At 53.5% G+C, this 23,230-nt stretch carries 17 protein-coding genes; 5 read left to right on the top strand and 12 right to left on the bottom strand.

The annotated features are described in order from the left end of the window. Nucleotides 1-50: 50 nt before the first annotated feature. Genes KE531_09200 through KE531_09190 form a run of 3 tightly spaced genes read left to right on the top strand, consistent with a single transcriptional unit; the run spans nucleotide 51 to nucleotide 3,505 of the window. Nucleotides 51-725: a response regulator transcription factor gene (locus KE531_09200; GenBank protein ID MBR9953784.1), complete on the top strand. Its 675-nt coding sequence runs from the start codon at nucleotides 51-53 to the stop codon at nucleotides 723-725. Next, complete coding sequence (locus KE531_09195; protein MBR9953783.1) at nucleotides 722-2,101, top strand: HAMP domain-containing histidine kinase; 1,380 nt, start codon at nucleotides 722-724, stop codon at nucleotides 2,099-2,101. Before KE531_09200 ends, KE531_09195 begins: the two co-directional genes overlap by 4 nt. 57 nt (nucleotides 2,102-2,158) lie before the next feature. Then, a complete protein-coding gene (locus tag KE531_09190) occupies nucleotides 2,159-3,505 on the top strand; it encodes a hypothetical protein (protein MBR9953782.1) in 1,347 nt (448 codons plus the stop codon). Here KE531_09190 and KE531_09185 read toward each other — a convergent pair. The 8 genes from KE531_09185 to KE531_09150 form a co-directional block, all read right to left on the bottom strand. Then, a complete protein-coding gene (locus tag KE531_09185; GenBank protein ID MBR9953781.1) occupies nucleotides 3,481-3,978 on the bottom strand; it encodes a methylated-DNA--[protein]-cysteine S-methyltransferase in 498 nt (165 codons plus the stop codon). The two genes, KE531_09190 and KE531_09185, sit on opposite strands and share 25 nt — an antisense overlap. Nucleotides 3,979-5,915: 1,937 nt before the next feature. Next, a complete protein-coding gene (locus KE531_09180) occupies nucleotides 5,916-7,742 on the bottom strand; it encodes an ABC-F family ATP-binding cassette domain-containing protein (protein ID MBR9953780.1) in 1,827 nt (608 codons plus the stop codon). A 15-nt stretch (nucleotides 7,743-7,757) separates the two neighbouring features. Continuing rightward, nucleotides 7,758-8,513 (bottom strand): exodeoxyribonuclease III, encoded by a 756-nt coding sequence (gene xth, locus KE531_09175; GenBank protein ID MBR9953779.1) that lies wholly within the window; start codon nucleotides 8,511-8,513, stop codon nucleotides 7,758-7,760. A gap of 69 nt (nucleotides 8,514-8,582) precedes the next feature. After that, the gene (locus KE531_09170) at nucleotides 8,583-10,379 is read right to left on the bottom strand and encodes an LTA synthase family protein (GenBank protein ID MBR9953778.1); all 1,797 of its coding nucleotides are present in this window, start codon (nucleotides 10,377-10,379) and stop codon (nucleotides 8,583-8,585) included. A 146-nt stretch (nucleotides 10,380-10,525) separates the two neighbouring features. Beyond that, on the bottom strand, nucleotides 10,526-11,638 hold the full coding sequence (locus tag KE531_09165) for an ATP-NAD kinase family protein (protein MBR9953777.1): 1,113 nt from the start codon (nucleotides 11,636-11,638) through the stop codon (nucleotides 10,526-10,528). 13 nt (nucleotides 11,639-11,651) lie between these two features. Further along, nucleotides 11,652-13,214: an aminomethyl-transferring glycine dehydrogenase subunit GcvPB gene (gene gcvPB / locus KE531_09160; protein ID MBR9953776.1), complete on the bottom strand. Its 1,563-nt coding sequence runs from the start codon at nucleotides 13,212-13,214 to the stop codon at nucleotides 11,652-11,654. A 20-nt stretch (nucleotides 13,215-13,234) separates the two neighbouring features. Further along, nucleotides 13,235-14,626 (bottom strand): aminomethyl-transferring glycine dehydrogenase subunit GcvPA, encoded by a 1,392-nt coding sequence (gene gcvPA / locus KE531_09155; GenBank protein MBR9953775.1) that lies wholly within the window; start codon nucleotides 14,624-14,626, stop codon nucleotides 13,235-13,237. Between the two features lie 27 nt (nucleotides 14,627-14,653). Continuing rightward, nucleotides 14,654-15,451, bottom strand: a complete 798-nt coding sequence (locus tag KE531_09150) for an SDR family oxidoreductase (protein ID MBR9953774.1) — start codon at nucleotides 15,449-15,451, stop codon at nucleotides 14,654-14,656. Between the two features lie 359 nt (nucleotides 15,452-15,810). On the opposite strand from KE531_09150, the gene KE531_09145 reads away from it, so the two are divergent. Beyond that, the gene (locus KE531_09145; GenBank protein ID MBR9953773.1) at nucleotides 15,811-17,532 is read left to right on the top strand and encodes a sigma 54-interacting transcriptional regulator; all 1,722 of its coding nucleotides are present in this window, start codon (nucleotides 15,811-15,813) and stop codon (nucleotides 17,530-17,532) included. A gap of 330 nt (nucleotides 17,533-17,862) precedes the next feature. Next, complete coding sequence (locus KE531_09140; GenBank protein ID MBR9953772.1) at nucleotides 17,863-19,455, top strand: Na+/H+ antiporter NhaC family protein; 1,593 nt, start codon at nucleotides 17,863-17,865, stop codon at nucleotides 19,453-19,455. 117 nt (nucleotides 19,456-19,572) lie between these two features. Here KE531_09140 and KE531_09135 read toward each other — a convergent pair whose 3' ends face one another. From KE531_09135 to KE531_09120, 4 genes are all read right to left on the bottom strand, one after another. Next, nucleotides 19,573-20,502 (bottom strand): IS3 family transposase, encoded by a 930-nt coding sequence (locus KE531_09135; protein MBR9953771.1) that lies wholly within the window; start codon nucleotides 20,500-20,502, stop codon nucleotides 19,573-19,575. Continuing rightward, nucleotides 20,499-21,143 carry a transposase gene (locus KE531_09130; GenBank protein ID MBR9953770.1) on the bottom strand — a complete coding sequence of 215 codons (645 nt, stop codon included), beginning with the start codon at nucleotides 21,141-21,143 and terminating at the stop codon, nucleotides 20,499-20,501. Before KE531_09130 ends, KE531_09135 begins: the two co-directional genes overlap by 4 nt. A gap of 150 nt (nucleotides 21,144-21,293) precedes the next feature. Further along, nucleotides 21,294-22,073, bottom strand: coding sequence for an ABC transporter permease (locus tag KE531_09125; GenBank protein ID MBR9953769.1), 780 nt, complete (start codon nucleotides 22,071-22,073; stop codon nucleotides 21,294-21,296). A gap of 42 nt (nucleotides 22,074-22,115) precedes the next feature. Next, nucleotides 22,116-23,228, bottom strand: a complete 1,113-nt coding sequence (locus KE531_09120; protein MBR9953768.1) for an ABC transporter substrate-binding protein — start codon at nucleotides 23,226-23,228, stop codon at nucleotides 22,116-22,118. Between the last annotated feature and the right edge of the window lie 2 nt (nucleotides 23,229-23,230).

The following is a 23,230-nucleotide window of genomic DNA, read 5'->3' as shown; positions in this document are numbered from 1 at the left end:
ATGCTATAATGATATCTTATCAACAAAGCGCAAGTTTTTAGGAGACGGATATGAAAAACAGGATTTTTGTGGTGGAGGATGAGCCTGCGATTTCCGATTTGATCTGTATGAACCTGACGGCGGCAGGCTATGAGGCAATGGCTTTCTATGACGGAGAGGCCGTGCAGGCCGCCTTGCGGGATGTGAAAAAATGTCAGGCGGATCTGGCCCTGGTGGACGTGATGCTGCCGGGGGCGGATGGCTTTCAGCTTATGGAGGATTTTAAGCGGGCGGACATTCCGGTGATCTATCTCACTGCCAAAGGCGATGTTTCCTCCAAAGTAAAGGGCCTGCGGGCCGGGGCCGAGGACTATATCGTCAAGCCCTTTGAGATTCTGGAGCTTCTGGTGCGGATGGAAAAGGTTCTGGAGCGGACGGGGCGGATGCGCTCCGTTCTCACTTTCCGGGATCTGACCATGGACTTAAGCAAACGGCGGGTGACGGAAGGCGGCCGGGAAATCTCCTTAAAGCCCATGGAGTTTTCTCTTCTGTCCGTCTTCTTAAAAAACAGGAATCTGGTTCTTGGGAGGAACCGACTGTTAGACCTGGTGTGGGGGAGTGATTTCTGCGGGGAAACCAGAACCGTGGACGTCCATGTGGCCGGACTGCGGAAAAAATTAAAGGCAGGGACGGCCATCCGCACCATTCCCAAAGCCGGATACATGTTTGAGGATGACAGCCTATGAAATTGAAAACAAAGCTGACCGCCGCCGTCCTGGGCGTCTTTGCATCCGTCTTCGCCCTCTGCGGAACATTTTCTGCCGTCTCTTTAAAAAATTACAGCCTGGACACGGCCGCCTCCGAGGAGCGCGAAAAACTGGCTATCGCCGGACGGGCGTTCCGGCAGGTGGGCACCAGGGAGGACTTTGAGGAAATGGGGGAAATCGCCAGAGACGCCTATTTAAAATACCAGTTCCGCCGCTGCTACAAGGATGGCTACGCCCTGATCAAAAACGGGGAACCCCTCGTCAACCTCACCGGCTATGAGATCGTGAACCTTGATGCCCTCACTGGGGAATATGCCGTTCAGGAGGTGGGCGGCCGCCGCATTCTCCTTCTTATGGAACCGCTCCTTTACCCGGACGGGTTCGCTGTGCTGGCGGCGTCGGATGTGTCTTCCGTCTGGGAAAATGCCGGACGGCAGGCCGCCCTGTCGGGCCTTGTTTTCCTGGCGTCTTCCCTGGGCGCTTCCCTTCTTCTTGCCCTGTTTCTCACCCGCGCCCTCCGCCCCCTGGAGGAGTTAAAAAACGCGGCCGCGGCCATCAGCCAGGGAAAGCTCGGAACCAAGGTAGCTGTCCGCTCCTCTGACGAGCTGGGACAGGTGGGACAGGCTTTTAACCAGATGTCCGACCAGGTGGAACAGCAGGTGGAGGATTTGCAGCTCCTTTTAGGCTCCCTGGCCCACGAGATGAAAACCCCCATGACCTCTGTCATGGGCTACGCCGACAGCCTGCTCCATGTGCGTCTGCCTAAAGAAGCACAGACGGCAGCTCTCCAGCGCATCTATGAGTCCGGAGCCAGGATGGAACAGCTCTCCTCCCGTCTTTTAAGCCTTCTGGGACTTTATGAAAATGATTCCATCTCCTTTTCCGAAATCCCGGCAGATGCCCTTTTCCGTCAGGTTCATGAAGACTGCGCTCCCCTGCTAAAAGAAAGCGGCGTCCGCCTCCTTTCAGACTGTCCTGCGCACGTCTCTTTTTACGGGGATGCCGTTCTTCTCTCCAGCCTGCTCGCAAACCTGGTTCAGAATGCCTGCCGCGCCTCCAAACCCGGCGATCCAGTCCGCCTCTCAGCCCGGCCGGGGAAACTCATCGTGGAAGACTCCGGCTGCGGCATTACAAAAAAGGATCTGCCTCACGTAACCAAGGCTTTCTACATGGCAGACCGCTCCCGTTCCCGCAGCCAGGGAGGCTCCGGCCTGGGTCTGGCCCTCTGTGAGCGCATCGCAGCACTCCACGGCGCTTCCTTAAAAATCGAGAGCCAGGAAGGTCAGGGGACAAAGGTGACTGTGGCGTTTACAGAACATTTACAAAACGATGAATACTTTGAAAAGAGGCTGTGATATGCTGGGAGACAGAGGCGGGGCAAAAAGCTCCGCAGCAGAAAGGAGCAATGATTCATGAAACGAAAGAAACGATACCTGCCGTTTCCCTTCACGCTGGCACGTCCTTTGGGAATGGCGGCTCTTTTGGGAATTTCTCTGTTTTCTTCCGCCTGGCTTTCCGGATGCCAGAAAAAGCAGGCCGTCATCATCCGGGAGACCGCTGGAGAAAGCGCCGGAAATTCGGACGATGGCGGCAGTATGGCCGGTTTTGAGACTTCTGGTTCATCAGACCGGGTCGAAAATACCGGCGATTCCGGCACATCCGGCAGTTTTGTCTCCCTCCGTGCCCAGACCGAGGCCCCTGACACCTACCAGGCCCGCGTACAGACGGACACCCTGGAGCTGACCGCAGATGCCCCGGTTCTTCTTCCCGACGCCGCAAACGCCCCCACATGGGAATTTTCCCAGGCCGTCTACGAGGACAGCCAGATCGCCCAAATGACTGCTGCCCTGGAAGAAGCCGGCGTCCCCATGGATCAGGTTTCTATCTCACGAAACGGCCAGACCGTGCTGCCAAACGCCAACGGCCGCTTCGGCTACCAGCTTTCCATCCACGACGGGAAGCCGGAAACGGAAGACGGGGAAGTCCGCTCCGTGGAACCTCCCACCCCCATTTTCTGGCTCAGCTGTGTCAGCACCACAGCTGCCTCCGACGGAGATTTTGACGCCAACGACTTAACAGACTTTTCCCTCTCCGCCCAGGAAGAAGAACGCCTGCGCGCCAGTCTAGAGGAAAAGGCAGAAGATCTGCTGGATTCCATGAATCTCTCCCACCTGGTTCTGCGGGATTTCCAGTGGAAGCGGCTCCGTTCCTCTGACCCGGAAAGCCAGGACTACAAGTTCCGGTTTTCCGGCAGCTATGGATTGCAGCTTCGCTACGTCCTGAGCGTCGGAAACATTCCCGTCACAGATTCCCGGAGTTCCTACTTTAACGGCTCTCTTCCCAGCTCCCAGTATATAGAAATCCTGTATTCCCAGGACGGACAGCTTCTGGTATTTAAGGACATCGGTCTTAACACGGTGGGAAACCCGCTGGATCAAGAGCCCTTCCTTCTCCCCTTTACCGCCATGAAAGAAATTTTTGAACAGCAGTGCCGGGCCTGGCCTGCCGCAAGTGATTCCGGCTCTGCGCCGTACATCCGCGGGACAGTGACAAAGGTAGCTCTGGAATATCTGCCGCAGTATGAGGCGTCAGGCGGCGGCTCCCTGATCCCCGTATGGAACTTCTATGGAAGCCTGGAGTCCGCCGGTGACGGACAGGGAACGGAGTATCGCACCGTCCGGAGCCTGCTTCTTTCCATAAGCGCCCTGGACGGTCAGATCATGGGGAAGCCGGATCACGATTCTTTCTCCTTGCACTGAGTGGGAGCGTCACTGCTTTTCACCTGCATCTGCGCCTTCGCCGCCGTGACGCGCCGCTCCAGCTCCAAAAGCTTTTTCTTGTTTTCCAGCCCGCCGGCATAGCCGGTCATGGAGCCGTCCGCCCCGATGACCCGGTGGCAGGGGATGACGATGCCGATGGAATTTTTATTGTTTGCCGAGCCGACGGCGCGGACGGCCTTTTCATCCCCGATGGCCGCGGCAATGTCCTTATAGCTTCGCGTTTCGCCGTATGGGATTTCCGTCAGCGCCTTCCAGACCTTTTTCTGGAACTCTGTCCCTTCCGGCGAAAGCGGCAGGTCAAATTCCGTCCGCTCTCCCGCAAAGTATTCGGAAAGCTGGCCGTATGCCTGGTCGGAGAGGCTGGTTCTCGTCTCCTCAAGCTCCTTATCCTTCGGCGCAAAGCGGCCGAAGCCAATTCCCGTCACGGCGCCGTCGCGGCAGGTGATGGTAATCTCGCCGAATTCCGTCTCATATGTCCAGTAGCCGCTGCTCTTTTTTCCGCGCAGCACCACGATGGTGCGGGGCGGAATCACAGTTTCTTTCTGATTTTTTAACGGCGGCTCGCTGCCGTCCTCGTAAAAGCCGTTCACCTCATCGCGGGACGTATCGAAGGCCACATGCCACCGCTGCCCCTTCGGCAGGTTCGGAAGCCCGAAAACATGCGGCTCCCAGTGCATGTTGTAAGCCACGTAAAAGCTGTCGTCCGCTTTTCCGTCTTCTCCTGTTCCGTAGGGCCCCCAGTAGAGGATTCCCAACTGTCGGCGGAAATTTTCGTATTCCGGCCTCCAGGCATTTTCCCCGTGATAGGAAAGATCCGGGCGGCCAAGGGACTTATAATCCATGATCCGCGGCTCCCGCTCCATGTGAAACAGGGAGTGGTTTTTTCTGAAGGCGATGGCATGGCGGACAAACTCCAGAATATCCCGGTTCGTCTCAAGAAGCTTCCAGTTGAGCCAGGAAATCTCATTGTCCTGGCAGTAGGCATTGTTGTTTCCGTCCTGGCTGTTCCCAAACTCGTCCCCGGCTAAAAGGAGCGGCGTCCCCTGGCTTAAAAAGAGAAGGAGGAACGCGTTCCGAAGCTGTTTTCTCCGAAGCTTTAATATCTTCTTTTTCCGCGTCGGCCCCTCTGCGCCGCAGTTCCAGGAATAATTGTAGTCGCTGCCGTCCCGGTTCTCCTCGCCGTTTTTTTCGTTGTGCTTGCGGTCGTAGGAAACCATGTCCATCATCGTAAAGCCGTTGGTGTTCGCCATGTAGTTGACGGTGCCGTAAGCGGCCGGGTTCCGTCTCGCATGAAAAGCCAGCGCATTCATCATGTCCTCGTCGCCCTTTAACAGGCGGCGCATGTCAGTTTCAAACTGCTCATTGTATTCGGCCAGATGCTTTTTCCGGACGGTCACGACGCCCTCGTCCGGCACCGGATAGCCGCCGGATACGTTTCCATCTGCCGCACCCTCCCAGTTGGAGTAAAATAACTTCGTCCCCGCAAGGAACGGGTCAGCCGCAATCATGGCGGCATTCACGAAGCCGGAAAGCTTAAAGCCGTCCGCATGATAGGCCTGTACCCAGTACCGGAGGACTTCAAGAACCTGGCGCGGCTCCTCTTTTCCTGTAAAGTAAAGCTCCAGGATACATTCCATGCCGTTTTTATGCAGCGTTTTTATCAGGTGCTTTAACTCGGATGCCGGGCAATTCCCGGCGCTGTATGCGGCCTTCGGCGCAAAAAGCAGGGATTCGCCGTAGCCCCAGTAGTTGATGACGCCGGTGGCCTCCGGCTTTCTGAAAGGACTCCCCGAACCGGCCTTTGAGGTCATGACCTCGTTAAATTCCGTCACCGGCAGAAGCTCCACGGCCGTAATGCCAAGCTCCTTTAAATAGGGGATTTTCTCCTCAACGGCCGCAAACGTGCCGCCGCAGGCTGCGCCGGAGGAACTGTGCTTTGTAAAGCCCCGGACATGGAGACGGTATAAAATCGTCTCGCTGTACGGGATTTCCAGGGGCTTGTCCCCCTCCCAGTCAAAGGGTTCCGTCCGGAAGCTGGCTCTCGGCGCCTCCGTTCCCCGCTTTAAATCTGCCCATTTCTCCCGGCCGGAAAATTCCCGGCCGTAAGAATCCGCAAAAGGCGTTCCATCCGCCTCAAAACAGTATTCCAGCTCATCAAGTCCATCCTGAAGAAGCGTCATCTGCCAGATATCGCCGATGCGCTCCTCTTCCTTAAATTCCTCAATTCTTACGGGATCCGGCTCTCCCTTTTTATAAAGAAGAAGCCTGCATGTCTTTGCCTTTGCACAAACCAGTAATTTCGCTCCGCCCTCGATGGGTGTTGCTCCGAGCGGATACAGGATTTCTTTTTCATTCTGCCACTCTGACAATTCGCCACCTCCCCGCACCCCTATTTCTGGGACGCAATTTTCTCCGCCAGCTCGTTTAGGTACATCCACCGCTCCATTTTTTCTTCCAGCCGGGCCTCCGCCTCGTCTTTTTCCTCGGTGAGGCCGCGAAGCTTTCCGTAATCCGTGGCTGCCGCTTCCATCTGCGCTTCCAGCCCGGAGATTTTCTCTTCCAATGCGGCGATGTCGTCCTCGATGGTATCCCATTCCTTCTGTTCCATGTAGGAGAATTTGAGCTTCTTCTCCCGCGGTTTTTCTGTCCGTTTTTTCTCATCGCGGAGCTTTTCGGCCGGCTGTCCCGCCTGCCCGGACGCGGCTCCTGTTTCCAAAAGGGCCGCCTCCCGCTCCGCCTTTGCCGCCTGATAATCGGTGAACCCGCCCTCATACTGGCGAAGCGTTCCATTGCCCTCGAAGGCAAAAATCCGGCGGACGACACGGTCTAAGAAATACCGGTCGTGGGAAACGGTGATGACGATGCCCTGGAAGCTGTCCAGGTAGTCCTCCAAAATCATCAGCGTTTTGATGTCCAGGTCGTTGGTTGGCTCATCGAGAATCAGCACATTCGGCGCGCTCATCAGTATCTTTAATAAGTAGAGACGCCTTCTCTCGCCGCCGGAAAGCTTTTCAATCACCGTGTACTGCATGGACGGCGGGAACAAAAAGCGCTCTAACATCTGGGAGGCGCTGATGCTGCCGTCTTTCGTTTTTACATATTCGGCCACGTTCCGGATGTAGTCGATGACCTTAAGACTCGTGTCCATGTCCTCGTTTTCCTGGGAAAAATAGCCAAGCTTCACGGTCTGGCCGATTTCCACGGTACCGGAATCCGGCTTGATCCATCCGGCGATGATTTTCATCAACGTGGATTTTCCGCTTCCGTTGGGGCCGATATAGCCGATCCTGTCGTTTTTCAGGAAAAAGTACGTGTAGTCACGGATTAAAACCTTGTCCCCATAGGCCTTGCAGATATCGGATAATTCCACGGTCGTCCGGCCGAGGCGGCTGGATACGGACTCCATCTCCACAGACTCTTCTTCTGCCGGCCCTTTCCTGTCTTTTAATTCCTCATAGCGCATGATGCGGCCCTTCTGCTTCGTGGAACGCGCCCTTGCGCCCCGCTGCATCCAGGCTAACTCCACCCGCAGGATGGACTGGCGCTTCCGCTCCGTTGCCCGTTCCATGTCCATGCGCTCTGCCTTTAATTTTAAAAAGCCCTCGTAATTGGCCTGATAGCTGTAAAGCTTTCCGTTATCCAGCTCCACAATGCGGTTCGTCACGCTGTCGAGGAAATACCGGTCATGGGTAATCATGAGAAGCGCACCCTTAAATTTCCTCAGATAGTCCTCGAGCCAGTCGGCCATCTCGCTGTCCAAATGGTTCGTCGGCTCGTCCAGGATTAAAAGACCTGCCGTGGATAAAAGGACGCTCGCCAGCGCCACCCGCTTTTTCTGGCCACCGGAAAGTGTCTCCACCTTCGCACTGTGATCGGTAATCCCGAGGCGGTTTAACATGGCCTTGGCCTGGCTTTCCAGATCCCAGACATGCTCATGCCCTTCGTTGTCCTTCAGGACGCACTGGAGCACCGTGTCGCCGTCGTCGAAAACAGGATTCTGCGGCAGATAGCGGATCTCCAGGTTCCGGCCACGCACCACGCGGCCGGAGTCCGGCTCCTCAAGGCCTGCCACAATCTTTAAAAGCGTGGATTTTCCCGTCCCGTTGACGCCGATCAGGCCTACCTTTTCGCCCTCATTGATAGAAAAATCCGTGTCGTCAAAAAGAAGCCGCTCCGTATAGGATTTTGTCAAATGCTCTGCTGTCACTAGATTCATACGTTCGCCACCTCGCTACCGGATTACCAGCTCCACGGGACAGTGGTCGCTGCCCATGATTTCTGTGTGGATATCGGCGCTTTCAAGGCGGTCTTTTAAGGCCTGGGACACGCAGAAATAGTCAATGCGCCACCCGGCATTTTTCGCCCTGGCCGAGAAGCGGTACGACCACCAGGAATAGACGCCCTCTTTGTCCGGGTAAAAATAGCGGTAGGTGTCGATGAATCCAGCCTCAAGAAGCGCCGAAAATTTGCCGCGCTCTTCATCGGTAAAACCGGCGTTTTTCCGGTTTGTTTTCGGATTTTTTAAATCGATTTCCGTGTGGGCCACGTTTAAATCGCCGCAGAAAATCACAGGCTTTTTTTCCTCCAGCTTCTTTAAATAGGAAAGGAAAGCGTCCTCCCATTCCATGCGGTAGTCCAGACGCTTCAGGCCCTCCTGGGAATTTGGCGTATAGCAGGTGACGACATAGTATTCCGGGAATTCGGCTGTGATGACCCGGCCTTCTTTATCATGCTCTTCCATTCCGATTCCCAGGGTTACGGACATGGGCTCTTCTTTCGTAAACATGGCCGTGCCGGAATAGCCCTTTTTCTCGGCATAGTTCCAGTACTGGTGATAGCCGGGAAGGTCGAGGTCGATCTGGCCCTCCTGGAGCTTGCTCTCCTGGATGCAGAAGATGTCGGCGTCCAGGCTGTTCATTGTCTCTATAAATCCCTTGCCCATGCAGGCTCGCAGGCCGTTGACGTTCCAGGAAATCATTTTTTTCATTTGAGGCGTTCTCCTATCTTTGCTTTGTGATAAGGATATTATAGCATTGCGGCGGGGGATTTTAAAGGATTAGTTTTCATTATAAGAGTCACCAAACACCCTCTCATACTGCACACCCCGATACTCCTCAATCCTCTCCGAAAACCCATTCGTCTCCAAATGGCTGTACGCATTCCCCTCTCGATCCATATAGCCGACAAAGGTCATGGCCAGCAGCTCTTTTTGGAATTCCCAGAGGTATGCGCCGTAGCCGTCCGGCTCGATGCCTGCGTACCGGAGGACGTACTGGCCCAGGAAATTGAGGCTCGTAACCTCCGGCCCGTCTTCCGGCAGCGGATAATTGGCCCAGATGAGGAACGGGACACGGAATTTTCCCATATACTGTTCCATCGTCATGTCCTCCTGTCTGACGCCGTATGCCTCATCCAGGAACTCCTGCTCCACCGACGGCTGATGGTCGCCGAACATGACGAGAAGCACCGGCTCATCGTATCCGGAAAAATAATCAATCAAAAGCCGCAGGGCTTCATCCGTCTTGTTTGCCAGGGTCAGGTACTGCTCGGCCATGGGATACCTGCCCGGTTTATCGGCAAGCTGTACTTCGGCCGGATAGTCCTTCGCCGTGTAGCTTCCGTGGTTCTGAATCGTCACGTTAAACAAAAACAGCGGATCACCCGGCTCTTTGTTCTCAAATTCCCAGATAATCTGTCTGAAGTCCGACGCATCGCTGATATAGCCGTGCTCCTCCGTTGCCGTCACGTTCATGTCTTCCCCGCATAGAAACGCGTCAAAGCCAAGGCGCGGGTACGCCAGGTTCCTCTGCCAGGACGTCCGCTCGCCGGGATGGAAGGCCAACGTCCTGTAACCGTTTTCTTTTAATATGGAAGCCATCGACGGGCTGTCCCCCAGGATATACTGCTGGTAAGGAATGCTGCCGGAGGGAAGAAACGCCATGGAATTCCCCGTCAGAAACTCGAACTCACTGGCGCTGGTTCCTGCGCCGAATACCGACGTGTAAGCATGTCCCCGCACGGCATCCGTCAGGGAATCCATGTAATCCGTCACGCTCTCCGTCAGGGAAAGGTTTCCGAATTCCTCAAAATCCGCCCAGGATTCATTCATAATAGCGACAATGTTCGGCCGGCCCGCGGAAATTTCCGGAAGCGGCTCCCTCTTTGTCCCGTCAAGAATTTCCTTTGCGCGCTCCGCCGTCATGTTTTCCGGCTTTTCCACTTCCATAAATTCCGTGTTCCGCAGAAAGACGCCGACTACGCCGCCGTTTTTATAGGCCTCGGTCTGGTTCCACACGTCCGGCTCGATGCCAAAGGCCGTAAGCCGTTCCGGCTCAAGCACAGGCATCAGGCAGAGCACACCGGCCGCCAGAACAGCGCCCCGGAAAAATGCGTTCCTGAAATCCGGAAGGAAGCGGCCGGTGAGGATCTGTTTTCTCAGGGCCCAGCAAAGCCCGCCAAGGAATAAAATTCCGGCCGCCATCCGCCAGGTAGGAAAGAAACTGTATGTCCCTGACACGGCAAAGGCCGTCCCAAGCGCCGTCAGATCCCACGGAAGCACCGGCGTCCCGCGATAGACCGAGACAAAATAATTGACAGCGCCCCAAACGCCGCACAAGGCATGGACGGCGATGCAGCAGGCCGCCGGGTACCCGGTCACGGCGCAGAGGAGAAAATAGACGGTGCCGATGCAGAGAATGTTTCCCAGCGCTGCAAAAAGCTCCATCTCCCACGGATTCGCCCCGTAGACGAACTGCATCAGATAAAAAGCCGTCACCGGCGGAAGGATAAAAAGCGCCGTTTCCTTTAAAGGCGCCGCTTCCTGTTTATGTAAATCATCATTCTGTACTCTCATATTCTGCTCCTGAATCACAACTTTTTTGGTTCCTGCAAATTCATAATTCTACATGATTTTCGGAAAATTGTCAAAGAGGAGACCGCCGGAGAGACAAAAAGACCGGGAACCCACGCCGCACACCGGCGCTGTTTCCCAGCCTTTTCCTACGGTTCTGCCACCTGGCATACCGTATATTCTTTATACCCCGTAATAACCTTATAATACCCGCACAGCTCCTTATTAAGCTCTCTATCCGGCGTATCCACCAAAAGCGGATTTCCCCTTAACGCCGCAAGCTTAGACGGTGCTGCGATCAGAATCATGTTTTCCTTTCCCACCGCGCGGATGACCTCCGGCGTAAGCTGCTGGTTCCCGCGGCCGAAAAGGAAGCCCTGGCCTCCCGTGATGGTGAGGATCAGCTTTGCGCGCCTTCCCCTGATATGGGTGAGGATTTTTTCCCCGTAGGCGTCCTGTTCCAGAACCTTTCCATTTTCCACCACGTCCACACCGATCAGCGTGTCCGGCAGCCCGAGCTTGTCCATGACGCCTCTCGTCGTCGTCCCGGCTCCCACCAGGTACACCACGTCAGGCTCCATGTGATCCGTCACCTCATAGGCGATGGACTCGATGGCTGCTTCGTCGGAAAGAGGCGTCGGCGCTTTGCGGTTCTGGATGAACTTCTGCTCCAGCGGTACGTTTAAATATCCGTAGAGCGAGGTACTGATCCGGCCGGCCCGGTAGGCGTCCTCGTCGATGTCGAGAACCTCCTGCTCCCTGCACGCCCGGACTTTCCCCAAAATCCACAGGGCCGCTAACTTCCCGGCCGCCTGGGGATTTTTCGCATACACCGGTGAATGGATTTTTACGCCTGCCGGGATTCCGACACAGGCCGGCTCTGCGCCTACGGCCCGGTAAATATCCCTGGCCGTGCCGTCGCCGCCCGCGAAAAGAAGAAGCTCTGCCCCCTCTTTTACCAGGCTTTCCGCCAGGCGGACCGTGTCGGCTGCATCCGTTTCCGCACGTTCCTCACAGCAGAGAAGCTCGGTATGAAATCCCATTTTTTCGGCGAGACGTCCGCCCATTGCACCGGGATAGCTGGCAATTACCAGTTCCTCCCGAAACGGCAAAAGCTCCGAAAGAGCCGCTTCCGCCCGTTTTTCCGATCCGGGGACAGCCCCGCGGCGGAGCGCTTCCTCCGCCACATGGTCTGTCCCTTTAAGGCCCACGCTGCCTCCCATCCCTGCGATGGGATTGATGATAAGGCCAATTTTTTTCATGTCTGTTTCCTGCTTATTCCGTATATTTTCTCAGATATGTCTTCCAGGTCGGCGCCCATGCCGCAGCGTCGTCCATGTAGGACTCGTCAACCTGGTGGGTTACGCTTCTGTGCGGAGCTGTCTTAATGATCTCCGGATTCTCATGAGCCTCTTTGAAGACATACTTAAGGGTCTCGATGTACTCGTCGATGTCCTTCTTGGACGGGGTCTCCGTCGGCTCTAAGGTCATCGGCTCAGGCAGATAGAACGGATGGTGGGATGTCCAGTAATGCATGCCGAAGTCCATCATTCTTCTCTGGATATCCAGCGTACCGATTCCCGTCTCTTTCTCCAGCTTCTCGAGGGTGTAGCGTGCCTGCTCGATTCTCTGGTTGTTTCCGTCCTCGTAGTATGCGGAAACCTCCGGAAGCTCCATTAACTTCTTGAACAGGTAGTTGTTGTTTAAAACAGCCGTCTTGGCAACCTGATAGAGGCCGTTCGGGCCAAGGCTCCTGATCCAGCAGTATGCCTTTAACACAACCGGGGCAACGCCGTACCACTCTCTGACCTTGCCGACCGCGCAGGGATTGCTGACAGTCTCATAGTCGAGATAGTATTTCTCTCCGTCAAAGCCGACAAGCGGAGCCGGAAGGTATTTCACCAGGTCTTTCTGCACACCCGTTGCGCCGCAGGCAGGGCCGCCGCAGCCGTGAGGCGTGGAGAAGGTCTTGTGAAGGTTGAAGAAGCACATATCAAAGCCGGCATCTCTTGCTCTCGTAACGCCTAAAAGACCGTTGGCATTTGCCTGGTCATAGGCGCAGAGGCCGCCGATGGAGTGGATATAGTCCACGAATTCTTTTACATGGCTGTTGTAAACGCCGGTGTCCTCCGGGTTCGCAACGATGTAACCGGCCGTCTTCGGGCCTGCTGCTGCCTTTAACTGCTCCAGGGACGGAACGCCTGTCACAGGATCCGGCTGAAGGTAGATGATCTTGAAGCCTGCCACGGCCGGGCCGGCTGCATCAGACGGATGGGAGTAGATGGTGGTGATGATCTCATCACGGTCTTCGCCCTTGTCTTTGAAATATGCGCGGATCACGGAAGCCATGGTCATGATGCCCTGGGAACCGCCGCCCGGCTGGAAGGAGAAGCGGTCCATGCCGGAAATCTCGCTCATGTATTTGTCGGTCTCATGGAAAATCTTTAAAATTCCCTGTACCGTGTCCACATCCTGAAGCGGATGGTAGTCACGGATCAGGTTTGCAAGCTGGTCGTTGACCTTCGGGCTGTATTTTACGGTACATGTTCCCTGGCCGATCTCGATGTTCACATCAGCGCCGAGGGTCTGCTGTGCCAGTCTCGCATAGTGTCTTAACACGCGGCTCTGGGACATTTCCGGAAGATTTAATTTCGTGTTTCTCTTCATCCCTGCCGGAAGGGCATTCACGCCCTCTACCTGGCCGGCCACTTCTTCCTCCGGGCTGTTTACAAGGATTCCTCTCTCGCCCGGGGTGCTGAGTTCATAAATCACCGGCTCATTCCATTTGGCCTGGTGAAAATGGACATTGACTTTCTCACTTCTGTCTATTCTTTTCACAATATCATTCCTTTCTGCAGCTAGCCAAGAATTTCTTTCAGAGCGTCTGTGAGCTCTTTAATGTCTTCAGCCGTATGAACCTCTGTCACGCAGTAGAGGGCCGACTGTCCCAGTGCCGGGAATTCCTTCGACAGGTCTTTGCCGCCGAAGATGCCTTTGGAGAGAAGTGCCTTGTTGATTTCCGCAACAGTCTTTCCTGTGCCGTTAAAATCAACTACGAACTCCTTAAAGAACGTGCTGCCGAAAACATTGGCCTTTACGCCCGGGATTTCATTCAGTTTCTTAGCCGCATACTGGGCATTGGACATGATCGTGGTTCCTACCTCTTCCATTCCTTTGGGGCCCATGGTTGCAAGGTAAACGCCGGCTGTGATGCCCCAGAGTGCGGACTGGGTTCCGACGTACTCCTTGCCATGCTCCCTGTGATGGCCGAAGGAGGTTCTGTCATATGCCACATCGCCGAAGCCGTACTCGCCCGGCTCCGTCGTCGGTGCAATACCAAACAGACGGGACGGGAATTCCATGACGAATTTCTCCTCGTCTCTCGTTGCCATGAAGCCGGACTGGCCGCCGCCGTAGTTCATATGGATTCCGAGCGGCTGAAGGTCGCCGCAGACGATGTCTGCACCGTAGGACGGCGGAGTCGCCAGAACACCGAGGGAGATGGGATCCACGCCCACCAGGCTCAGTGCGCCTGCCTCGTGTGCCAGATCGGAAATCTTCTGGCCGTTGGGCTCGATAACGCCGAGATAGCCCGGGTTCTCAAAATATACGCCTGCCACGTCGCCGTTTAATTTTGCCTTCAGATCTTCAAGATCCAGGCAGCCGTCGGCGCCGCATTTTACTTTTTCAAATTTCAGAACGGCTTCGCCGTAGTTTTCCATGGCCTTTAATTTCTCCGGATCCATGTATTCCGGAACCAGGATGACGGAACGGTTCGTGATTCTCTGTGCCATGCGGACGGTTGTCGCAGCCGCCTGGGCCCAGTCCATGGTCGGCACGTTGACAACGTCCATGTCAACCAGCTCTGCCACCATGCTCTCGTACTCAAACAATGCCTGGAATCTTCCCTCATCATTGTAGGGCTCACCGCCGTAGGCTGTTAAGAATTCGCCCTTGCCGTTGATCTCGTCGCAGACGGCCGGAACGTAGTGCTGCCAGCAACCGGCTCCCAGGAAGTTGATGTTCTTTTTGCAGTCCGTATCGTGGGAAAGAAGCTTCTCCACATGTCTTCTTAACTCATACTCAGAGCCGAAGGCCTTCGGGATGTTCATCTCATTTTTTAATTTCAGAAGCTCCGGAACATTTTTATGAAGCTCCTCCAGAGAAGTCATGCCGATTTCCTTTAACATTTCCTCCTGGATTTCCGGAACCGAGTTTGGTATGTAAGGATGGTTCTCAAATCCTTTCATGCAGCTATATCCTCCTTAAAATTTCTATTATGCGATTCCGCCGCCGTCTACAACGAGTGCTGCGCCTGTGATCCAGCTTGCAAGGTCGCTTGCAAGGAACAGGACGCCGTTCGCAATGTCCTCCGGCATACCGATTCTGGCAAGCGGTCTTCCTGTACCGCAGTCAGCCAGGTATGCATCCATCTGGTCATCGCCTGCTTTGACAACGCCGGTCTGTCTTCCCTCGTCACGGAGCATTGCCGTATCGGTGTCACCCGGGTTGATGCTGTTGACACGGATGTTCTGGTGGCCGTGGTCGATTGCCATCGCTCTTGTCACATTGACAATACCGCCTTTGACAGCACAGTAAGCTGCTGCCTGGTCGCCGCCCTTAAGGCCCCAGCCGGATCCGGTGTTGATGATGCTGCCGCCGCCGTTGGCTGCCATTACCGGGATTACATGCTTGGAGAAGAGGAACAGTCCCTTTAAGCCTACGTCCAGGACGAAATCCCATTCCTTTTCGGAAAGGTCAGCGATGGTTTTTCTTACGGTTACGCCGGCATTGTTGTGAAGGACGTCGATTTTTCCGTACTTCTCCACGATGGCGTCAACCGTCTTCTTCACCTGCTCTTCGTTGGTAACGTCGCACTGGAAGAAGGTCGCCTCACGGCCTGCATCCCGCAGTTCCTGTGCCTTTTCCTCGCCCTTGGGGCTGATATCAACCATGGCGATCTTTGCGCCGTAGGCAGATAAAAGCTCGCAGACGCCTAAACCGATTCCTGAACTTCCGCCTGTGATAACGGCAACCTTGCCTGTAAGATTTAATGGATCTTTTTTCTGAAGCATAAAAGCCCTCCTTATTTTTTTCACGCATATCGAATTTTTCAAATACCCGCCGGGGCCTCCGTTCCTGGCATTATGTGACGGAGGCTGTTCCCGGCGTCCTGCCCTATATTTAGCAATAACCGTGCCAGGTTTCCAAAAAAGTTCCGTTTTTTTCCAAAAATGCTGTTTTCTCCAACATTTTTTCCATTTCGCATTCCGGCGTTCAAAGGCATGTCCAAAACTTTCTTGTCAAATTTGCCATATTTGCCATTTGTCATGCATCGTTTTTGACATTGACGTTTTCGTCAATATTTTTGTTGTCTATTTTCCTCAAGTGTGATACAGTATCCCCAATAATAATTTTTCTGGGAGGTGGATCCATGGCCCGTTTAGAAGAAATACGGTCTTCCGCAGAGCGGCTGATTACTGCTGCCAGCGATGCGCTCCGTCTGGAAATCGCTATTTTTGACAGCGACAGCAAACTGTTCTGCTGTACCCCGACCTATCTGAAAAAGAAAGGCCGCACTGTCCACACGCCGTTCATCCGGGAGGTGTTGGAAAACGGCAGCATCCTGGTGACGGATCCGGGAAACATGCCGGCCTGCATCGGGTGCCGATTCAAAGACCACTGTCCGTCCACAATCGAAATCCTCTGCTGTATCCACGCCGACACCGCCACCGCAGGTGTCATTTCTTTTACATCCTTTACGAAAGAAGGACAGCGCCGGATTACGGAGAACACGCCCGTTTACTTAAATGCCATTACGGAGCTGGGGAACCTTCTCGGCGGCCTTCTCGCAAACCGGGACGGCGGAAAAGCCGCCGGCGGCACAGATCCCGCCATTGCCGCCGCCATGGAGTTCTGTCCGCAGCCTCTCCTTTTAACAGATCCCCACGGGGTCATTCTCCGGTATAACCAGCCGGCTTCCGGCCTCCTTAAGATGTGCAACATTTCCAGCACCTCTCTCTGGCAGATGTTCCCGGCCGCCATTGTCCGCAGGATCACCGGCGGCGACCATCTGTTTGAAAAGCCGGCCCGCCTTGGGGACATGACTGCCAGGCTGACAACCAGGCCGGTGCTTCAGGACGGCCAGCCGTCTGCCATTTTGATCCGCATGGACGGCGACCTGGGCGCTCCGGAGGACGATTCCGGCTTTTTCGGCAGCATCATCGGTTCTAGCCCGGCCGCCGAAACCATGCTGCGGCTGATCCGCCGCGTTGCCGACAGCCCATCTCCCGTCCTGATTACCGGGGAAACCGGCACAGGAAAGGAGCTGGCCGCAAGGGCCATCCATGAACAGAGCAAGCGGAGCAAATACCCCTTCGTAGCCATCAACTGCTCCAGCATCCCGGAAAATCTCTTTGAGAGTGAGCTTTTCGGCTACGAGGAAGGTTCCTTTACCGGCGCGAAAAAGGGCGGGAAGATCGGAAAAATCGAGATGGCCCAGGGCGGGACGCTGTTTCTGGATGAGCTCGGCGAAATGCCCCTGTCGGTTCAGCCGAAGCTTCTGCGCGTCCTTCAGGAGTATGAGCTGGAGCGTGTCGGCTCCACGAAAAAAATCCATCTGGACGTCCGGATCATCGCGGCCACCAACCGGGATCTTGCCAACATGGTGGCGGAAAAAACCTTCCGCGAGGATCTCTACTACCGGATCAATGTCATCAACCTGAAGCTTCCGCCCCTGCGGGAACGGAAAGGCGACATCATGCCGATTGCGGAAAATTATTTAAAAAAGATGCGTCAGAAAATGGAGACGCCTCTTCGGAGCTTTTCCGACGAGGTGGTGGAATATTTTATCTCCTACCGCTGGCCCGGGAACGTCAGAGAGCTCCAGAATGTCATCGAGTACGCTGCCAACCTCTGCGAATCCGATGTCCTGCGGCTTTCGGATCTTCCTGAGACCATCCAGCAGAAAACGGAAAAAGCGGCAAAGCCCAGAAAAGCAAAGGCTCTTTCTGCGGCCGACGCCGAAACAGAACGGCTGGAGGCGCTCTTAGAACAGTACGGCCATACCTTAGAAGGAAAAAAACGGATCGCCGCCGAGATGCACATCAGCCTCCGCACCCTGTACCGGAAAATCGAACGTCTCCGCGGGGAGTAAGGCCATGGCCAGCGCGCCTCCTGTCATCCGCCTGCCGCTCTTGTCACAACGCGGCAGGCTTTTCCTGGCTCTTGCCATCCGCTCTGTCAAGTCAATTTGACATATCAACCTGGCAATTTTTGACAATTTTTCTTTGTTTTTAATTTCACAATTTTGCTGCTCATATAATTTTACACCTCTTTTTTCCCTATTAAAAGTCAATTTTTTCCAGAAACCCGCTCTTTTTCTGGCACGGATGTTGCTCTAAAAAAGGACAAAGATGCTGTTCGGCAGGTTTTCCTGGCTCCCTGCGGCGGGCAGCCCATCCCTGAAATACGAGGAGGATTCGTTATGGAAGCAAATTTTGGTATATTAACCCTGATTCCGCCAGTCGTTGCCATCGCACTTTGTTTTGCGACAAAACAGGTACTTCTGTCCATGTTTGCCGGGCTTTTCGCCGGCGCCCTGGTAATGTGCCACTTTAACCCGCTGTCTGCGGCCGCATATTCCCTGGACGCCATCGCCGTCAACATGGCTGACAACATCATTCTTCTTCTGTTCACGCTGTTCATGGGCGTCGGCATCTCCTTCATCTGGAGACTCGGCGGCAGCTATGCACTTGCCGAAGCGGCAAAACAGAAATTCAAAAAGCGCCGCTCTGTCTGCCTGGGAACCTGGGGACTCGGCATTCTCTGCTCCGTAAACGACTGCCTTGTTTCCGCCGTAGACGGAAACGTGTTCCGCGATATCTGTAAGGATTACCGCATTTCATCTGAAAAATTTTCCTACGTGCTGGATGCCACCGCAGCTCCGGCCGCAGCGTTCTTTATCTCTGACTGGATCGCTTACCAGATCAGTATGATCGGCCAGGGCCTTGATGCTGCCGGCATCACCGAAAGCACGCCGGTCAGCGCTTATATCAACGGCCTGCCCTTCAATATGTACTCAATTTTCACCCTGATTTTCGTGGGTATGATGATGTACACGGGAAGAGACTACGGCCCTATGTTAAAGGCTGAGGTCCGCGCCCTTACTACCGGCGAATTTACACGCCCCGGCGCAAAGCCAATGCTGGATGTGGGAAGCGAGCTCGGTGAAGCAAAGAAGACGAAGCCCATGGTACGCTGCTTCGTACTCCCGATTGCCGTTGCTTTTGTCATCATCATTTCCGGTATCCTTTACACGGGTCTTACGAATCCCGCAAGAACCGGCTCCGATATCATGGCAATCCTGGATGCCTGCGACGCACAGCTCGCCCTTTACTGGGGTTCCTTCGGTATGGCTGTTACCGGTATTGTCCTGGCTCTTGCAACAAGAATCATGACCTTTGAAGAAACCATGAACACCATCGTCGACGGCTTCAAGCTCATGGCCATGACAGGTGCAATCCTCGTTATGGCATGGTCTCTGGCGGCTGTTACCCAGAGCCTTGGCCTCGGTGATTTCGTTGCTCACTATGTTGGCGGAAGCGTTCCCACGGGACTTCTTCCCCTGCTTGTACTGATCTGCTCCTGCCTGGTGGCTTTCGCAACCGGAACGTCCTGGGGAACCATGGCAATCATGACTCCTCTGGCAATCCAGCTTGGCTATGCCGTTACCGGCGACATCACCTTCTCCACCGGTATGACGGGTGCAGTCCTGTCCGGCGCTATCTTCGGTGATCACTGCTCGCCGGTATCCGACACGACGGTTATGGCCTCCATCTTCTCCGGAGCCGACCACATCGACCACGTCGGAACCCAGGTGCCCTACTCTGTTACCGTTATTTCCGTGATCGCAGTCCTCTATGTTGTCTTCGGATTTACGAGAGTATCGCCGTTTGTGCTCCTTCCGATTGGACTCGTTGCCCTGTATTTTCTTCAGATTATTCTGCATAAATACTATATGAAGAAATACAATATCGATCCGAATTACACGAAATATATGACAGCAGATCATAAATAGGTGTTTCTCATCTCATATAAAAAAGTGCCCGATGCGGTTTGAACTGCTTCCCGTCAAGTAGACAATCAAAAAAATATAATTTTTTTCTGCCAGTAGGTATCACCTGCTGGCAGATTTTTACGCTGCCTGTAAATATTTTTCGTGTTTCTCCATTGGTGTTACTATACCAAGCTTCCTCTGCAAACGTCTGTTGTTATAGTAATTGATATATTTCTCTATCATGACCACCAGTGATTCTCTGTCCATAAATCGTTTACCATAATAACGCTCCCGTTTTAGAATTCCCCAGAATCCTTCCATTGGTCCATTATCGATACACTTTGCTACTCTGGACATGCTCTGCATCATCCCTGCTGCTTCAAGTTTTGCATGAAAGGCTCTATTGGTGTATTGAAAGCCTCTGTCACTGTGAAACATCGGATGTGCATCAGGATTATCTTTGACTGCATCATCAAAGGTATCAAACACTAATGCATTACTATTACTGTCTCCAATACGGTAGGATACGATTCTTCGGTCATACAGGTCAAGAATTGCACTTAAATATACCTTGTGCTTTTCATTTCCGATATAGTAATGAAATTCCGTTACATCGGTCAACCACTTTTCATTCGGAGCTTCTGCCGTAAATTCACGATTCAGGATATTTTCGGCTATGTACTGTGGATTTGCAGCCTGTCTTGTACAGCTATCGTTTGCATATTTAATGGTGGATTTGATACCAAGTTTCCGGCAGATGCGCAAAACACGTTTATCATTTACATCAATGTCATGGTAACGCTCCAACTCATCACGGATTCTGCGATAACCCTTATCAGGTGATTCTATGTGGATTTTTTCTATCAGTTCCGCAATTTTTCGGTCTTCCTGTTCATTCTCTGACATTTCATGGTTCAGCCATTTGTAATAAGCCGCCCTTGAAACACCGCCAATCTTACAAAGCGCCTGTATCGGATAATCGTGTTCTTTCTGTTCTTCTTTGACAGCCTGATAGATATGCTCGTGGCGGATCAGGCTCAGCCCCGCCTCCCTTCGGCTTTCTCTCATTTTTTTAAGAATGATAACCCCATTTCTGCACGTTGCCGTTTGGCTTTTTCCCGTTTCAACTCCTCTTGAAGCTTTTCTACCCCTGTAAGAGAATCTTCCGATTTTCTTTTGCCGCGGTTATCCTGTAATGCAGGAACTCCGCCTGTTTCGTATTTGATAGTGTAATTTCGTGCCTGCTGATAGGACACCTTAAAGTTTTCTGATGTTTCAGCATAGTTATGGCCATGGGAAATGCAGTAGGATGCAATTTCCACTCTTTCTTCAAACGTTGTTTTTCTTCCTTTGGTCATAAGACTACATCCTCCTGTTCTGGAAGCCTTCAGTTCCTTATGACCATTATACAGCGCAATCCATTGCCTGAGTGTACGAGTACTGGAAATTTTATATTTTTTACAAATATCACGTAGTGAACCAAGACCAGAAAGATACTCTTGTACGGCAATCTCTTTCTCGGCAGAAGTTCTTTTGGTCCATCCTTTGTTGTAAAAGGTTTCTGAACCCATAGACTGATAATTACGAATCCATTCTTCTAAAGTAGTAGGATGAATTCCTTCGCCTGTTGATACAGATGTAATACTATGTTTAGCTTCCAAAATAAGCTTTACCATTCGTAATTTATCTTCAGCAGAATATTTACGCATAAGAAATGCTCCCTCCTTGATAAACAGTTTTATTATTTCAACTGTCTACCTAGAAGGGAGCATATCAGTTTGGCATCGGGCACTTTTTATGTGGTGCGGCGTGGCGGGAGTGCATGTGTCCCGGCCGGCGCCGTCCAATTTCGTTTTTTCTTATCCCACAACGCTCTTATCAATCGTCTTCCAGTAAAGGGCTTTCTTCTCCACGAATCCGGATATCAGATACATGGCCAGCCCGATCACGCTCAGAAGAATCACAGCATTGAGGATCATTTTAATATCATACGTCTCACTTCCCAATGTCAGAAGATAGCCGAGTCCGGCCTTGGCGCCGATCATCTCGCCGATCACAGCGCCGGTCATGGCCTGTGTCAGCGCCAGCTTGATTCCCGACAGCATCATCTCAACAGAATAAGGAAGCTCAATATGGAAAAACACCTGCCAGCGAGACGCTTTTAACACCTTCATCAGATTGTAGACGTTGTCCTCGATGGAACGAATTGCTGCAACCTCGTTAATCATAATCGGGAATGACACAACAAGAATTACAAGCGCTGCCTTCGACTCGATCCCCAGTCCCATCCAGAGGATGAATAAAGGAGCCAGGGAAATCTTCGGCGCCGTCTGTACAATGATGACAAAGGGCATCACAAGCCGCTCGATGAAACGGATTTTCGCCATAATGTAGCCTGATATGAGTCCGATAACAATGCCGACGGCCGTTCCCGAAAGGATCTCCTCCATCGTCACGGCGATATGTTTCATGACGCCGCCTGTGGTGAAGAGCTTCACCATGGAGCCGGCCAGCTCAACCGGGCCTGGAAGCAGATAGTTCGGCACATGGAAAATCCGGATATACGCCTCCCACAGGATCAGAAATACCGGGAGGAAAATCATTGGAAGAATAACTTTTCTGTATCTGCGGTAAAACATTTTGCCATCTCTCCATTCTTTCGTTTGCCGGCCGCCTGTTTTTTACTCTGCCGGTGTGTACAGAAGTTCCGCTGCCTCAAAGGTCTCGTCGATGTTTCCAATCTCCTTGGAATCATCGATCAGGTTCTGCCATTTCTCCGGATTGGAAGCGCCGATGCCGTTGGCCTCGGTATAATCGCTCTGCCATAAGGTCGCAATGAACACATCGTTTAAGATTTCAATTACCACATCCCGCTTGTCCTCAAAGGTCGGCGCATACTTCTCGATGGAAAGGTCAACTGCCTCCTCCACATGGCCGTCGATGATATACTCAATCCCTTTTGTCAGGGCGCGGCAGAAACCGTCCACAGTCTCCGGATCTTCGTTTATCAGGCTGTCGCCCGCCACAACGATATTTCCGAAGGACGGAAGGAACTGGTCGCAGGTGATCTCACTGGCGGCATAGCCGGAATTGTTTAACTCGATGGTTCTTAACTTGGAAAATACGATGGCATCCACCTGGCCCTCGGTCAGGGCTGTCAGGATCGCGCCGGTGCCCACGATCTCTACCTGGACATCATCAATGCTTAATCCTTCCGACTCCATGGCTGCCTGAAGCTGGAAATAATTTGCGCTTCCCAGGCTCGTGACAGCAACCTTTTTCCCTTTCAGATCGGCCGGTGTCCGGATTCCGGAATCGGTTCCGAAAATGATGGCGCCAAGGCCCTCCTGATATGTGGTGTGAACAACCTTAACCGGAATTCCCTGTGCTTTGGCGGCCACGACAGCATCTGCATTCGGGAAACCGAACTCCACATTTCCTGCGGCCACATTCTTTACGATGTCAGCGGCGGCAGCATAATAAAACTCCACATTCAGCCCCTCTTCCGCGAAAAAGCCCTTCTCCTGGGCAATATAAAGCGGTGCATAATACGGGACTGCGGAACCGTCAATCTGGATGGACACGGTTTTCAGATCTCCGGCAGCCGCCGTCTCTGCGGCGGATTCTGCTGCCATTTCGCTTTCCTTTTCCCCTTCTGTTTCAGCGGCCGTTGTTTCCGCGGCCTGAGAGGCCTGTGCCTCGCTCGCCTTCTGTGCACTCTCTGCGCTGCATCCCGCAAGAAGGGATGCGGCCATGGCCGCGCATAAGGCGGCTGCCAATACTCTCTTTCTCATAA

The sequence above is a fragment of the Eubacteriaceae bacterium Marseille-Q4139 genome, from assembly GCA_018223415.1.
Taxonomy (GTDB): Bacteria; Bacillota; Clostridia; order Lachnospirales; family Lachnospiraceae; genus CABSIM01.
This window is presented reverse-complemented; position numbering and strand designations above follow the sequence as displayed.

Excerpts from the sequence above, each read along its gene's own strand:
- KE531_09200 (MBR9953784.1), top strand. The coding sequence starts at position 51 with ATGAAAAACAGGATTTTTGTGGTGGAGGATGAGCCTGCGATTTCCGAT.
- KE531_09195 (MBR9953783.1), top strand. The coding sequence starts at position 722 with ATGAAATTGAAAACAAAGCTGACCGCCGCCGTCCTGGGCGTCTTTGCA.
- KE531_09190 (MBR9953782.1), top strand. The coding sequence starts at position 2,159 with ATGAAACGAAAGAAACGATACCTGCCGTTTCCCTTCACGCTGGCACGT.
- KE531_09180 (MBR9953780.1), bottom strand. The coding sequence starts at position 7,742 with ATGAATCTAGTGACAGCAGAGCATTTGACAAAATCCTATACGGAGCGG.
- xth (MBR9953779.1), bottom strand. The coding sequence starts at position 8,513 with ATGAAAAAAATGATTTCCTGGAACGTCAACGGCCTGCGAGCCTGCATG.
- KE531_09170 (MBR9953778.1), bottom strand. The coding sequence starts at position 10,379 with ATGAGAGTACAGAATGATGATTTACATAAACAGGAAGCGGCGCCTTTA.
- KE531_09165 (MBR9953777.1), bottom strand. The coding sequence starts at position 11,638 with ATGAAAAAAATTGGCCTTATCATCAATCCCATCGCAGGGATGGGAGGC.
- gcvPA (MBR9953775.1), bottom strand. The coding sequence starts at position 14,626 with ATGAAAGGATTTGAGAACCATCCTTACATACCAAACTCGGTTCCGGAA.
- KE531_09150 (MBR9953774.1), bottom strand. The coding sequence starts at position 15,451 with ATGCTTCAGAAAAAAGATCCATTAAATCTTACAGGCAAGGTTGCCGTT.
- KE531_09145 (MBR9953773.1), top strand. The coding sequence starts at position 15,811 with ATGGCCCGTTTAGAAGAAATACGGTCTTCCGCAGAGCGGCTGATTACT.
- KE531_09140 (MBR9953772.1), top strand. The coding sequence starts at position 17,863 with ATGGAAGCAAATTTTGGTATATTAACCCTGATTCCGCCAGTCGTTGCC.
- KE531_09135 (MBR9953771.1), bottom strand. The coding sequence starts at position 20,502 with ATGAGAGAAAGCCGAAGGGAGGCGGGGCTGAGCCTGATCCGCCACGAG.
- KE531_09130 (MBR9953770.1), bottom strand. The coding sequence starts at position 21,143 with ATGCGTAAATATTCTGCTGAAGATAAATTACGAATGGTAAAGCTTATT.
- KE531_09125 (MBR9953769.1), bottom strand. The coding sequence starts at position 22,073 with ATGTTTTACCGCAGATACAGAAAAGTTATTCTTCCAATGATTTTCCTC.
- KE531_09120 (MBR9953768.1), bottom strand. The coding sequence starts at position 23,228 with ATGAGAAAGAGAGTATTGGCAGCCGCCTTATGCGCGGCCATGGCCGCA.